This window comes from Streptomyces sp. NBC_01016 (assembly GCF_026341035.1).
Taxonomy (GTDB): Bacteria; Actinomycetota; Actinomycetes; order Streptomycetales; family Streptomycetaceae; genus Streptomyces.
On the sequence record NZ_JAPEOQ010000001.1, the window covers coordinates 1,142,023 to 1,155,611 of the forward strand.

12 protein-coding genes are annotated in these 13,589 nt (G+C 67.8%); 8 read left to right on the plus strand and 4 right to left on the minus strand.

The features are described from left to right. Positions 1 to 5: 5 nt before the first annotated feature. The 4 genes from OG746_RS05345 to OG746_RS05360 all read left to right on the plus strand — a co-directional run bounded on the left by OG746_RS05345 (position 6) and on the right by OG746_RS05360 (position 2,273). Positions 6 to 323 (plus strand): cupin domain-containing protein, encoded by a 318-nt coding sequence (locus OG746_RS05345; RefSeq protein ID WP_266712050.1) that lies wholly within the window; start codon positions 6 to 8, stop codon positions 321 to 323. Between the two features lie 202 nt (positions 324 to 525). Continuing rightward, positions 526 to 741, plus strand: a complete 216-nt coding sequence (locus OG746_RS05350; protein ID WP_266718729.1) for a DUF5326 family protein — start codon at positions 526 to 528, stop codon at positions 739 to 741. Between the two features lie 187 nt (positions 742 to 928). Then, positions 929 to 1,708: an IclR family transcriptional regulator gene (locus tag OG746_RS05355; protein ID WP_266712052.1), complete on the plus strand. Its 780-nt coding sequence runs from the start codon at positions 929 to 931 to the stop codon at positions 1,706 to 1,708. A 100-nt stretch (positions 1,709 to 1,808) separates the two neighbouring features. Then, positions 1,809 to 2,273 carry an SsgA family sporulation/cell division regulator gene (locus OG746_RS05360; RefSeq protein ID WP_266712054.1) on the plus strand — a complete coding sequence of 155 codons (465 nt, stop codon included), beginning with the start codon at positions 1,809 to 1,811 and terminating at the stop codon, positions 2,271 to 2,273. Between the two features lie 153 nt (positions 2,274 to 2,426). Here OG746_RS05360 and OG746_RS05365 read toward each other — a convergent pair whose 3' ends face one another. After that, complete coding sequence (locus tag OG746_RS05365; protein ID WP_266712056.1) at positions 2,427 to 3,785, minus strand: YibE/F family protein; 1,359 nt, start codon at positions 3,783 to 3,785, stop codon at positions 2,427 to 2,429. A 235-nt stretch (positions 3,786 to 4,020) separates the two neighbouring features. On the opposite strand from OG746_RS05365, the gene thiC reads away from it, so the two are divergent. Then, the gene (gene thiC / locus OG746_RS05370) at positions 4,021 to 5,796 is read left to right on the plus strand and encodes a phosphomethylpyrimidine synthase ThiC (RefSeq protein WP_266712058.1); all 1,776 of its coding nucleotides are present in this window, start codon (positions 4,021 to 4,023) and stop codon (positions 5,794 to 5,796) included. Between the two features lie 71 nt (positions 5,797 to 5,867). On the opposite strand, the gene OG746_RS05375 is transcribed toward thiC, so the two are convergent. The 3 genes from OG746_RS05375 to OG746_RS05385 form a co-directional block, all read right to left on the minus strand. Beyond that, entirely contained in the window at positions 5,868 to 6,692 is an 825-nt protein-coding gene (locus tag OG746_RS05375; protein WP_266712060.1) for a hypothetical protein, read from the minus strand. A gap of 182 nt (positions 6,693 to 6,874) precedes the next feature. After that, a complete protein-coding gene (locus tag OG746_RS05380) occupies positions 6,875 to 7,939 on the minus strand; it encodes a metallophosphoesterase (protein WP_323179549.1) in 1,065 nt (354 codons plus the stop codon). Between the two features lie 219 nt (positions 7,940 to 8,158). Next, entirely contained in the window at positions 8,159 to 9,271 is a 1,113-nt protein-coding gene (locus OG746_RS05385) for a LacI family DNA-binding transcriptional regulator (protein WP_266712062.1), read from the minus strand. 366 nt (positions 9,272 to 9,637) lie between these two features. Between OG746_RS05385 and hisC the strand changes: the two genes are divergently transcribed. From hisC to cydB, 3 genes are all read left to right on the plus strand, one after another. After that, positions 9,638 to 10,717: a histidinol-phosphate transaminase gene (gene hisC, locus OG746_RS05390; protein ID WP_266712064.1), complete on the plus strand. Its 1,080-nt coding sequence runs from the start codon at positions 9,638 to 9,640 to the stop codon at positions 10,715 to 10,717. A 205-nt stretch (positions 10,718 to 10,922) separates the two neighbouring features. Beyond that, positions 10,923 to 12,497, plus strand: coding sequence for a cytochrome ubiquinol oxidase subunit I (locus tag OG746_RS05395; protein ID WP_266712066.1), 1,575 nt, complete (start codon positions 10,923 to 10,925; stop codon positions 12,495 to 12,497). A gap of 13 nt (positions 12,498 to 12,510) precedes the next feature. Beyond that, positions 12,511 to 13,515, plus strand: a complete 1,005-nt coding sequence (gene cydB, locus OG746_RS05400) for a cytochrome d ubiquinol oxidase subunit II (RefSeq protein ID WP_266712068.1) — start codon at positions 12,511 to 12,513, stop codon at positions 13,513 to 13,515. Positions 13,516 to 13,589: the final 74 nt, after the last annotated feature.

A 13,589-nucleotide genomic window follows, 5' to 3' on the forward strand; every position in this document is an offset into this window, starting at 1 on the left:
GGCTGATGAAGGCGTTCCGGTTGGATGAGCTCGAGGCGGAGAGAGCCGCCAACGACGGGGCCTATCTGCAGTTCCTGCGCGAGCGCAATATGTCGGTCGGGCTGTACGCGCTCGACGCGGGTACGCAGGACCGGCAGCAGCCGCACCAGCAGGACGAGGTCTATCTCGTGGTCAGCGGCCGCGCTTCGATCACGGTCGGCATGGAGACCACTCAGGTCGGCCGGGGCAGCGTCGTGTACGTGCCGGCCGGTGTCGCGCACAAGTTCCACCACATCAGCGAGGACCTGCGCGTCCTCGTCGTCTTCTCGCCTCCGGAGAGCTGACGGGTAGGCCCCGCGGACGGCCCCGACCTCGGGGTTCCCTAGGGGGCGGGTCAGGGGAGGACAAGGGATCGGAAGGGCCCGCACGGGCCTTCGACGTGCCAGCATCGAAGCAGAACACCGAAGTAGAACACTGAAGCAGAAGCCTCGAAGCAGAAGCCTCGAAGCAGAAGCATCCAAGAGACAACGGAGGAGAGCGATGGCAGTGCGAGAAATATTCGCGGACATGCCGTGGTGGGTGAAGTGGGTCGCGGTGCCGGTCATCGCCATCGTCGTGTTCGGCGGTCTGATCGCGAGCGTCGTCGGTTTTGTGATCGGCCTGCTGTTCAAGGTGCTCGTGTTCGCCGCTCTGGTCGGTGGACTCATCTACGTAGTGCGGAAGTTCATGGTCGGTTCGTCGTCGCGGAGCCGCGACTGGTGAAGCCGGGCACGCACTTGTGTGCGGATCCCGGTCGTTGCGTCGCGCGACCTTTCGCACGACCGGGGGAAGTTTCCTTGCGCGGCAGGCGCCAATCGGTGGCCAAGGGTTAGAGTCCGGAATTCGATGGCTTTAGCCCCCTGCGAGCCTCGAACACGCGGGGGTTCCCCACGCGCATCGGGAGTGAACCTTGGCCACGGTCGATACCGCACCCGCCGCTGCCCCGCAGACACTCATCGGCTCCGTACAGCGGGCCATGCGACTGCTCGAGGCGGTCGCCTCCCATGACGACGGGGCGCCGGCCAAGCAACTCGCGCGGGAAGCCGGCCTCGCCCTTCCCACCGCGTACCACCTGCTGCGCACGCTGACCCACGAGGGATATCTCCGCCGGGAGAACGGCGTCTTTGTTTTCGGTGACGCCGCCGAGCGTTTGAGCAGCAGCGGAGCGCAGCAGAATCGTCGCAGCATGATCACCGATGCGCTGCGGCACTGGCGCGACACCATCGGCGTCCCGGTCTATTTCGCGGTCTACCGGGACGGCGAGATCGAGCTCGTCGCCGTAGCCGACACCCCGGCCAATCCGGCCGTCGAGGAGTGGGCCGACTTCCGGGAGACCGGCCATGCCCACGCCATCGGCCAGTGTCTGCTCTCCCAGCTCGACGAGGAGGCCCGCAAGGACCACCTCGAGCGCTACCCCGCGCAGTCCATCACTCCGTATTCGGTCCGTGACGACCGCGCGCTGCTACGGAAGCTGAGCCGGGTGGGCCGCATGGAACCGATCGTCGAGCGTCAGGAGTACGCGCTGGGCACGGCCTGTGCCGCGTTTCCGCTGACGATCGGGTCGGCCGCGGCAACTTTGGCCATTTCTCTCCCTTCCCACCAGGCGGAGAAACTGCTGCCCACAGCCCGCCAGTTGCAGCACGAGATCGGCAGGCTGGTAGGAACACTCGCCTTCTCTATCAGCATTTGAAAACTCACTCCTTGTGATCCTGTGTGTACGTTGAGCAAGATGCCAGCAGTGTCAGGGAGATGATTCCTGGCCAATCGACGGCAAGTTGACGGGGTAGGCGATGCGCGAGTCCGTACAAGCAGTCCAAGCAGAGGTCATGATGAGCTTCCTCGTCTCCGAGGAGCTCTCGTTCCGCATTCCGGTGGAGCTCCGGTACGAGTCCACCGATCCGTACGCCGTGCGGCTGACCTTCCATCTCCCCGGAGACGCGCCCGTGACCTGGGCGTTCGGCCGGGAGCTCCTCGTCGACGGGGTCAACGGGGCCAGTGGCGAAGGGGATGTACAGGTCACACCGGTGGAGCGGGTGGGTGGCGCTGTCGGCGAGATGCCGGGAGAGGTGCACATCAGGCTCCAGGTCGGGGCGGACCAGGCCCTGTTCCGGGCCGGGGTCGCACCGCTCGTGGCGTTCCTCGACCGGACGGACAGGCTCGTCCCACTGGGCCAGGAGGAGACGGGCGCGGACTTCGAGTCCGACCTCGACGAGGCTCTCGACCGGATCCTCGCCGAGGAGCAGAGCGCGGGCTGACTCCCCATCGGCCCGCACGACAGCAGACGGCACGCACAGCAGCAGACGGCCCGCACGACAGCGGGCGGCTCTCGCGACATCAGATGGTTTGTGCGACACCGGACCAGACGTAACGCTTCAGCAGCGCGGTGCACCCGAGCAGTTCCGCGCCCTTCAGCGTTTGCGCCGCCGGCCTCCGCCACCGCGTCCAGGAGCGGGAGCGGCCGTCGCGGGCTCCAGTGTCTCCGGGTGGTCGCCGTGTGTCTCCGGGCGGTCGGCGGAGACCACGAGCGCGGCCAGTGCGGTGGTCACCGGCACCGAGGCGACGAGGCCGATCGAGCCGACCAGCGTACGCACGATCTCCTCGGCCACCAGTTCGCTGTTGGCCACGTCGGTGACGCTGCTCTGCGCGATCGAGAAGAGCAGCAGCAGCGGCAGCGCGGCGCCCGCGTAGGCCAGGACGAGCGTGTTGACGACGGACGCGATGTGGTCGCGGCCGATGCGGATCGCCGCCCGGTACAGGGCGCGCCGACCCAGCGTCGGGTTCGCCTCGTGCAGCTCCCACACGGCGGAGGTCTGCGTGACCGTCACGTCGTCGAGCACACCGAGTGAGCCGATGATGACGCCGGCGAGCAGCAGACCGCTCATGTCGATGTCCGGGTACAGGCCGTGGATCAGTCCCGTGTTGTCGTCGGTGTTGCCCGTCAGGGCCGCCCAGCCGATGAACAGCGAGCCCAACAGGCCGATCAACAGCAGCGAGACCAGGGTGCCGAGCACGGCGACGGAGGTTCTGGCCGTCAGGCCGTGACACATGTAGAGCGCGATCAGCATGATCGCGCTGGCTCCGACCACCGCGACGACCAGGGGGTTCGACCCCTGCAGAATCGCGGGCAGGATGAAGAACGTCAGCACCATAAAGCTGACCGCGAGCGCGACCAGTGCCATGACGCCGCGCATCCGGCCCACCACGACCACGGCCAGGGCGAAGATCCCGGCCAGCAGCACCATCGGAACCTTGCGGTTCACATCGGTGACCGAGTACTGCAGGTCCTTGGGTGCGTCCGGCGCGTAGGCGGCGATCACCTTCTGGCCCTCGTGCAACTGCCGCGGTGAATCCGGCTGAACGACCTCGGTGAACGTACGGCCCTTGTCCTTGCCGCTGTCGATCCGGATCGTCGCGTTCTCGCAGGTGCCACTGGTCTTCTGCTCGCCTGTGGTGCCCTGCTGCGCCGTGGGGTCCCCGGTCGAGCTCTGGCCCTGGGCGTGCACGGACGAGCAGTCGACCTTCTCGACGCGGGTGACCGTGGCCTGCTGTGTCTGCCGGTCGAAGCCGACACCGCTGCGCTCGTGCGGCGGTGCGCCGCCCGGCCAGAGCACCGCGAGGCCCACGACGACCGCGACCGAGAACGGGATCAGGACGGCCGCGATCACCTTGCGCAAGTGCCGGGAGACAGGCGCCGCTGGGCCGTGGCTGTGGGAGTGCCCATGCGGCGCGTGGGACGGCGGAGCTGAGGGCTGCTGTCTGGTGGTCACCGCCAGATCATCGCAAGAACGGAGGGGGGCCCTCTGTTCAACGCGGCGTGCGTCACGTTAGCGTGGAGCCGCTTTTGCCATCGCGGGAGCTCGGAGCACCGGGCTGAGAGGGCGCTGACCTTCGTCCCTGCGCGTTTCACGTGAAACAGCGTGGAGCTGCGTGACCAAGGACGAATATCGCTGCGTCGACCGCTGAACCTGTTACCGGGTAATGCCGGCGTAGGGAGTAGGTCTCATGACCACAACGGACGCGCACACGCCTGCCTCCAACTCGACCGAGGAGGCCGGCCGGTCCATCGGCTGGCACAAGGGGTACATCAGGGGCTCGCGCCCCGACCTCCAGGTGCCGGTCCGTCAAGTGCACCTCACCAACGGGCAGTCGGTGACGTTGTACGACACCTCAGGTCCGTACACCGACCCGACCGTCGACACCGATGTCCGTCGCGGTCTCGCGCCGCTGCGGGAGAACTGGATCATCGCCCGCGGCGACACCGAGGAGTACGCGGGCCGCCCCGCCCGTCCCGAGGACGACGGCCTCAAGCACACGTCGCCGCGCGGCGGCCTCCGCAACCTCGACGCGGTCTTCCCCGGCCGCCCGCGCCAGCCGCGCCGCGGCCGGGACGGCCAGGCCGTGACCCAACTCGCGTATGCGCGCCGGGGGGAGATCACCCCGGAGATGGAGTACGTGGCCATCCGGGAGAACGTCGCGCCGGAGGTCGTGCGCGAGGAGATCGCGGCGGGCCGGGCCGTGCTGCCCGCGAACGTCAACCACCCGGAGATCGAGCCGATGATCATCGGCAAGCGGTTCCTGGTGAAGGTCAACGCCAATATCGGCAACTCGGCCGTGACGAGCTCCATCGAGGAGGAGGTGGACAAGATGACCTGGGCGACCAAGTGGGGCGCCGACACGGTCATGGACCTCTCCACCGGCCGCAACATCCACACCACGCGTGAGTGGGTGCTGCGCAACTCCCCCGTCCCGATCGGCACCGTGCCGCTCTACCAGGCGCTCGAAAAGGTCGACGGCAAGGCCGAGGAACTGACCTGGGAGATCTACAAGGACACGGTCATCGAGCAGGCCGAGCAGGGCGTGGACTACATGACGGTCCACGCGGGCGTCCGCCTCCCGTTCGTCCCGCTGACCGCCGACCGCAAGACCGGCATCGTCTCCCGCGGCGGCTCGATCATGGCCGCGTGGTGCCTCGCGCACCACAAGGAGAGCTTCCTCTACGAGCGCTTCGAGGAGCTCTGCGAGATCCTCGCGGCGTACGACGTCACGTACTCGCTCGGTGACGGCCTGCGCCCCGGCTCCATCGCGGACGCCAACGACGAGGCGCAGTTCGCGGAGCTCCGGACGCTCGGCGAGCTGAACTCGATCGCCAAGCGCCACAACGTGCAGACCATGATCGAGGGCCCGGGACACGTCCCGATGCACAAGATCAAGGAGAACATCGACCTCCAGCAGGAGATCTGCGAGGAGGCGCCGTTCTACACGCTCGGCCCGCTGACCACCGATGTCGCCCCGGCGTACGACCACATCACGTCCGGGATCGGCGCCGCGATGATCGCCTGGTGGGGCACGGCGATGCTCTGCTACGTCACGCCGAAGGAGCACCTGGGCCTGCCCAACCGCGACGACGTGAAGACCGGCGTCATCACGTACAAGATCGCGGCGCACGCGGCGGACCTCGCCAAGGGCCACCCGGACGCGCAGGCCTGGGACGACGCGCTCTCCGACGCCCGCTTCGAGTTCCGCTGGGAGGACCAGTTCAACCTGGCCCTCGACCCGGACACGGCACGGGAGTTCCACGACGAGACGCTGCCGGCGGAGCCCGCGAAGACGGCACACTTCTGCTCGATGTGCGGGCCGAAGTTCTGCTCGATGAAGATCTCGCAGGACATCCGGCGGGAACACGGCACCACCTCCTCGGAGATCGCGGAGGGCATGGAGCAGAAGTCCAAGGAGTTCGCACAGGCCGGCAACCGCGTGTATCTGCCGATCGCCGACTGAGGGCATGACGGTGGGGCCCCTCGTGCGCGAGGGGCCTCGTCGTCGGTCACGGCCTGGTGGCCGCCGGAGGATCAGTCCGGCTGGTGGTCCGGGCCGCCGAAGTCCGGGCTGGAGAAGTCCGGGCTCGAATAGCCGGCGCGCTGGCCCGTGGCCGTGCCGCCGCCGTCGGGGCTGCTGAACCCCGGCCTGTTGTAGCCGAGTTGCGGCATGCGCCCGCCGGAGCCGCCGCGGCCCCCGAGGGGCGAGCCGCCGCCCGCCGATGGATCCGCCAGGGCGTCCCGCAGGAACGGCAGGATGCCCCGGTCCAGGAGCGCGACGCGCCAGGCTTCCCTGGCCTGCTTCACTTCCTCGCTGGCCTCGCCGTGCGCGCTCGCCTGGAGAGACGTCGATCCATTGCGCAAGGCCGCGAGCAGCAGGCAGACGGCCGCGACGAGAATGCTTGCCGCGGCGATCACGCCGAAGACCCAGCCGAAGGTGCGCAGGGTCCTCGCGAGGCCTGGCACCGGGTTGAGCATGCCCAGGATGTAGCCGACGAGCAGGAAGATCACGGCTGCGGTCCCTGCCAGGACCGGGGCGAGCACGACGGCGACCGCGGCGACGCCCGGTCCCGTGCTCTCCCCGCTGGTTTTGCCTCCTTCGCGTAGCGGACGCAGGAGCCGCGGCGTGGAGCGCAGTTCCTCGCGGACCTTGACGTAGCGCTGGTACTCGTCGGCGGCCGCCGTGTTGATCAGTGCGGCGGCGCCGAGCGCCATGGTGCGCAGCTGCTCGGGGTTGAGCCGCTGGCCCACAGCGGCGAGTTCAGGCCGATTCGGTGCGGTACGCAGCGCGTCATCGAGGAGCCGCTCGAACTCGGGACGGTCCTCGTTCAGCAAATGCGGAGCGCTGTTCATGTGCATCCCCCGATGCTCCGTAGGGCTTGGTGGCCCGCATGGGTGCGAGCCGTCGGGCAGAAACGGAGGGGAGCCTGCTACGGATAAGCCGATGGTAGAGCTGTCACGGCACGCGGTGACAGGGGGTTTCCGGAAATTGGCCCTGCGGCCAGTCGGATCCTCCGCTTTCGCGTCTGCCCCGCGAAGTCTCAGATATCCATGGGCAGTTGCTGGACGAGCAGCTTTCCGGCCATGGTCACGCCGCCGTCCATGGCGATGGCCAGGCCGTTCGCGTACACATGCGGGCCCTCGACGGGGGGCCTGCTGTCCTCGCTGTCCCCGTCCTCACCACCGACCTCGCCGAGCAGATACGGAATCGGGCTGTGGCCGTGCACGATGCGCGAGCCGCCGAAGGCGTCGAGGAGCTGTCGTGCGGCGCTGGGCCCCGATTCCTCGTCCTTGAACGCGAACCGCTTGGTGAACTTGCGGAACAGGTCCCAGCACTCGTCCGCGTCATTGCGCGTGAGGGTCTCGCGCACCGTGTCGTTGACGGCCTCGATGGAGTCGCCGTAGTCGAGATACGCGGTGGTGTCCGAGTGCGTGAGCAGATGGTCGTCCTCGATCTCGATCGCGTCGAGCCGGGACATCCACTGCAGATGCACGTCCTGGAGGCGGTCCATGTCGGCCTTCTGCCCGCCGTTGAGCAACCAGGCCGCCTGGAACGTGGCGGTGCCCGCTCCGGAGTTCACGGGCGTGTCGCCGAACCGCTTCGCGCCGAGCAGGAGCAGCTCGTGGTTGCCCATGAGCGCCTTGCAGTAGCCGCCCGCGGCCGCCGCCTCCGCGGACAGCCGCATGACGAGGTCGATGACGCCGATCCCGTCCGGCCCGCGGTCGGTGAAGTCGCCGAGGAACCACAGGCGCGCGGTGCCCGCCGCCCAGTTGCCCTCCGCGTCGATCAGGCCCTTCTCGCAGAGCGCGGCGAGCAGCTCGTCGAGGTAGCCGTGCACATCGCCGACGACGAACAGCGGGCCGAGGCCCTCGTCCCCCGTGGGCGCGGGCTGCGCCACCTCGACCTGGACCGTGTCGCCCTGGTTGATGACCGGCAGGTCACGCTCGGTCGGCGTGTAACCGTCGGGACTCTCTGCGCCGGGCGCGGGGACGTCGGGGTCCGTCGGCTGCACGTTCGCCGGTACGTCATGGACGTACGCGGGAACACGGAAGTCGCGCAGCGTCTCCGTCTCCGCTGCGGATCCCGGACCGGCCCCCTGAGTCATCGACCCCTCCACCACCATTGCGCCGCCTGTGCACCGTATCGGACTGCCTGGTCGCAGCGGCCCGCGGTGTCGTGCGCCCATCATAGGAATGCGGCTCGCGCTGTGTGATGCACCAGGGGTGGTGAATCGGTGACGGGCGGCTGATCGCCGTGCATTTCTCCCGAATTGGTGTGGACTTTTCTCTTCGGAGGAGTCGGTGGAGGGGGCGGGTGGGGGCGGTCAGCCCTGTCCCGGAGACCGGGGAGGGCTGACCGTGGTGCGGTGCGGGCGTCGATGGGACGAGGTCCGCACGATGAGTTCGGTCGGCATCACCTGCTCGACCGGCTGGTCGGAATCGACCCCTTCGATGGCGTCGATGAGGAGCTGCACGACGGACGTCCCGATCCGCCGCGGTTTGAGCGAGAGGGTGGTGATGGGCGGTTCCGTGTTCGCGTAGACCATCGACTCGCTGCAGCACACCAGCAGCAGGTCGTCCGGGACACGCAGCCCGTAGCGGCGCGCGGCGGCGAGCAGATCGGTGCCGTTGGGATCGAAGAGGCCGTAGACCGCGTCGGGGCGGTCGGGCCGGGCGAGCAGCCGGTCGGCGGCGACGGCGCCCGCGCACGGGTCGTGCGCGGGGTACGACTCGTAGACCGGTTCCTGTCCGATCCGCTCGCACCAGCGCAGATACGCCGAGGTGGAGAGGTGCGTGTACGTGTCGGTGGTGGTTCCGGTCAGCAGGCCGATGCGGCGGGCGCCGGACTCGGCGAGGTGGTCGAGGATGCCGAGCACGGCGGCCTCGTGGTCGTTGTCGACCCAGGCGGTCACGGGCAGGGTGCCCGCGGGACGTCCGTCGGAGACGACCGGCAGGCCCTGGCGGACCAGCTCGGTGACGACCGGATCGTGGTCGGAGGGGTCGATGACGACGGTGCCGTCAAGGGCGACGTTCGACCACACGTCGTGGCGTGAGGTGGCGGGCAGGATGACGAGGGCGTACCCGCGGGCGAGCGCGGCGGAGGTGGCGGCACGCGCCATCTCGGCGAAGTACGCGAATTCTGTGAAGGTGAAAGGTTCATCCCCGTACGTCGTCACTGTCAGGCCGATGAGGCCCGATTTCCCGGTACGGAGCGTGCGAGCGGCCGCGGAGGGGCGATAGCCCAACCGGTCGGCGACCTCGCGAACGTGGCGTCGGGTGGCGTCCGGGAGCCGGCCCTTACCGTTGAGCGCATCGGACACAGTCGTGATCGAGACCCCGGCGGCTGCGGCAACGTCTCTGATGCCTGCCCGGCTCGGCCGGGTGCCCCTGCGGGTCGTCTCTGCCCGGCTCACCTGGTGCTTCCCTGCTGCTGTCATGGCGAGCCGATAGTAGGGCTCATTCGGCTGCATGGTGGGGGAGCATATGCAGGCGTTGACAGGCACGTTTCTGCAAGGTGATGGCCCATCATCAACCTTTAAATAAAAGGGAGTTGAAGGGTCAGGGTATGGCACTTCGCTTGTCGTCACGCAGGGGCCTGCCAAGTCGGCGATGTTGCGAGTAGGTCTCAACTCACCTTCACGGGTGATGCGCGCCACGGCGCGAGCCACCGGCGCGCGCCAGGGCGAGGAGCGCTCCCCCCTCTCCGCACGCCTTGCGGAGGGTCGAGACCCGGGCCATTGGGGAGCGCGGCGAATCCTCTTAAGGTGAGCAGTATTGGAACGGTGCCCACAAGGAGGACTGCGGTGAGCGAGATCAACCCCAAGCTGCGTGCGGAGCTGGCGGGGATCCCTGCCTACAAGCCCGGCAAGCCGGCCGCCGCCGGGGGGCCGGTGGCGTACAAGCTGTCCTCCAACGAGAATCCCTATCCTCCGCTGCCCGGAGTGATGGAGCAGGCGATCGCGGCTGCCGGGACCTTCAACCGCTACCCGGACATGGCGTGCACCGGCCTGATGAACGAGCTGTCCGACCGTTTCGGTGTGCCCGTCTCGCACCTCGCCACCGGCACCGGCTCGGTCGGCGTCGCGCAGCAGCTGCTCCAGGCGACCTCGGGGCCGGGTGACGAGGTCATCTACGCGTGGCGGTCCTTCGAGGCGTACCCGATCATCACGCAGATCAGCGGCGCGAAGTCGGTGCAGGTGCCGCTCACGCCGAGCGAGGACCACGACCTCGACGCGATGATCGACGCGATCACCGACCGCACGCGCCTCATCTTCGTCTGCAACCCCAACAACCCCACGGGCAATGCCATCCGCCGGGCCGAGCTGGAACGGTTCCTCGACCGGGTGCCCGCCGATGTCCTGGTGGTCCTCGACGAGGCGTACCGGGAGTTCATCCGCGACACCGAGGTGCCGGACGGCGTCGAGATCTACCGGGACCGGCCGAACGTGGCGGTGCTGCGGACCTTCTCGAAGGCGTACGGGCTCGCGGGGCTCCGCGTGGGCTTCGCCATCGCGCACGAGCCGGTCGCCGCGGCGTTGCGCAAGACGGCGGTCCCCTTCGGTGTGAGCCAGCTCGCGCAGGACGCGGCGGTGGCCTCGCTGCGCGCGGAGGACGAGCTGCTCGGCCGGGTCGGCTCGTTGGTGGCCGAGCGCACGCGGGTCGTCGAGGGGCTGCGGGCGCAGGGCTGGACGGTGCCCGAGACGCAGGCCAACTTCGTGTGGCTGCGCCTGGGGGAGAAGACGATGGACTTCGCGGCGGCCTGTGAGCAGGCGGGCGTGGTCGTGCGGCCGTTCGCGGGCGAGGGTGTGCGCACCACGATCGCGGAGACCGAGGCCAACGACATCTTCCTGCAGACGGCCGCGGAGTTCCGCAAGGAGCTCTGACCTGCCCCGCGTTGGGCGGAGATCGTAGGCGAAGGGGGTCCCCCCCGAAGTTAGGGGGGACCCCCTCTCGTATGCCGACAACCAGTACGACATAATGCTTGTGAATGTGAACGCGTTCACAAGCGTGTCCCGGTTCCTCCCGGGATTTGTGGGATTAAAGGGGCAAACTGCCGCTGTGACCACGGCGATGTAAGGAGAAGACGCAGTGGACCCGACAACGATCGCCCTCGCGCCGGAGACCCTGGCGCGATGGCAGTTCGGCATCACCACCGTCTACCACTTCCTGTTCGTCCCACTGACGATCTCTCTGGCCGCGCTCACGGCGGGCCTGGAGACGGCATGGGTGCGCACGGGCAAGGAGAAGTACTTCCACGCCACGAAGTTCTGGGGGAAGCTTTTCCTGATCAATATCGCGATCGGCGTCGCGACCGGCCTCGTGCAGGAGTTCCAGTTCGGCATGAACTGGTCGGACTACTCGAAGTTCGTCGGTGACGTCTTCGGTGCTCCGCTCGCGATGGAGGCGCTGATCGCCTTCTTCTTCGAGTCCACCTTCATCGGGCTGTGGATCTTCGGCTGGGACAAGCTGCCGAAGAAGCTCCACTGCGCCTGCATGTGGATGGTGTCGATCGGCACACTGGCCTCGGGCTACTTCATCCTGGCGGCCAACTCCTGGATGCAGCACCCGGTGGGCTACGAGATCGACCCGAAGACCGGCGTGGCCCGGCTCAACGACATCTGGCACGTCCTCTTCCAGAACACCGCGGTCGTCCAGTTCACGCACACCATCTCCTCCGCCTTCCTGACCGGCGGAGCCTTCATGATCGGCGTCTCCAGCTTCCTGCTCTGGAAGATCAAGAAGCAGAAGGACGCCGGCGAGCAGGTCGACCGCAAGCGGACCATCACGCTGCGCAGCTCGCTCCGGCTCGGTCTGGTGACCGCGATGATCGCGGGCGTCCTGGTCGCCCTCTCCGGCGACCAGCTGGCCAAGGTGATGTTCAAGCAGCAGCCGATGAAGATGGCTTCGGCCGAGGCGCTGTGGGACACCGAATGCCCCGCGCCGTTCTCCATCTTCGCCGTCGGCAATGTGAACAAGGGCCACAACTCCGTCGAGATAGAGCTTCCGGGCCTGCTCTCCTTCCTGGCCGACGACAACTTCTCCAGCTGTGTCCCCGGCATCCACGAGACCGCCAAGGCCGAGGCCGAGAAGTACGGCGGCAAGGCCGAGGACTACATCCCCAACATCTTCGTCACCTTCTGGGGCTTCCGCCTGATGATCGGCATCGGGCTCACCGCTGCCGTCGCCGCGGGCGCCGGATTCTGGCTGACCCGGAAGCGGCGATGGCTGTTGCCCGAGCATCGAAGGGGTGAGGACGAAATCCCCAAGCTGATGCTCACCAACAAGAAGGAACTCGGCCCGACCGTCACGAAGTGGGGCTGGCGGGTCGGCATGGCCTCGCTGATCTTCCCCTTCATCGCCAACTCCATCGGCTGGATCTTCACCGAGATGGGCCGTCAGCCCTGGGCCGTCTTCGGCCTGTTCCGGACCGCTGACTCGGTCTCCCCCGGCGTCAGCCAGACCGAGATGGCGATCTCGCTGACCGTGCTGACCCTGCTGTACGCGGTGCTGTTCTGGATCAACGTACGGCTGATGAAGAAGTACGCCATCAAGGGTCCCGACACGGACGAGGAACCGCCGACCAAGGACCCGAAGCTGCGTGGTCCTTCGGGGGACGACTCCGATGACGACGACGCCGACAAGCCACTGACCTTCGCGTACTGAGAGGAGAAACGCCATGGGCCTCAACGACTTCTGGTTCCTTCTGATCGCCGTTCTATGGACCGGCTACTTCTTCCTCGAAGGCTTCGACTTCGGGGTGGGCATCCTGACGCGGCTGCTCGCGCGCGACAGGACCGAGCGGCGCGTGCTGATCAACATCATCGGGCCGGTGTGGGACGGCAACGAGGTCTGGCTGCTCACCGCGGCCGGTGCGATGTTCGCCGCGTTCCCCATCTGGTACGCGACGTTCTTCAGTGCCTTCTACCTGCTGCTCGTGATCGCGCTGCTGCTGCTGATCGTGCGCGTGCTGTCCTTCGAGTACCGGCACCAGCGGCCCGAGGAGAGCTGGCAGCGCAACTGGGAGCTGGTGCTCTTCGTCAGCTCGCTGCTGCTGCCGTTCCTGTGGGGCGTGATGTTCGCGAACATGGTGCACGGCGTTCCGATCAACTCCAAGCAGGACTTCGCCGGTTCGTTCGGCGACCTGCTGACCTGGTGGGGGCTGCTCGGCGGGCTCGCCTTCACGGCCGTGTGCACGCTGCACGGTGCGGTGTTCACCGCGCTGAAGACGGACGGCGACATCCGGGTGCGGGCGCGTGCGCTCGCGACGAAGGCGGGTGTGGCCACCGTGCTCCTGGGCGGCGGGTTCCTCGCCTGGCTCCAGGTCGAGCGCGGGACGGCGTGGACCGCGGTGGCGTTCGCCGTGGCGGTCGTCGGACTGCTCGGGACGCTCGTGATGAACGGCAGGGGACGCGAAGGCTGGGCGTTCTCCTTCAACGGGGTCGCGATCGCGGCCGTGGTGGCGGCGATCTTCCTGGCCCTGGTGCCGAACGTCATGCCCTCCTCGCTCAACGAGGCGTGGAACCTGACGATCGACAACACGTCCTCGGGTCCGTACACGCTGAAGGTCATGACCTGGGTCGCCGGGATCATGACGCCGCTGGTCCTGCTCTACCAGGGCTGGACCTACTGGGTGTTCCGCAAGCGGCTCAGCACGAAGAGCATTCCTGCCGGGGCGCACTGAGCTCCTGACAAGGGGCGCACTGAGCGTCTTAGCTCCGTCTTCGCCCGTCTGCGTTCGTCTACGTGAGGGTGTGT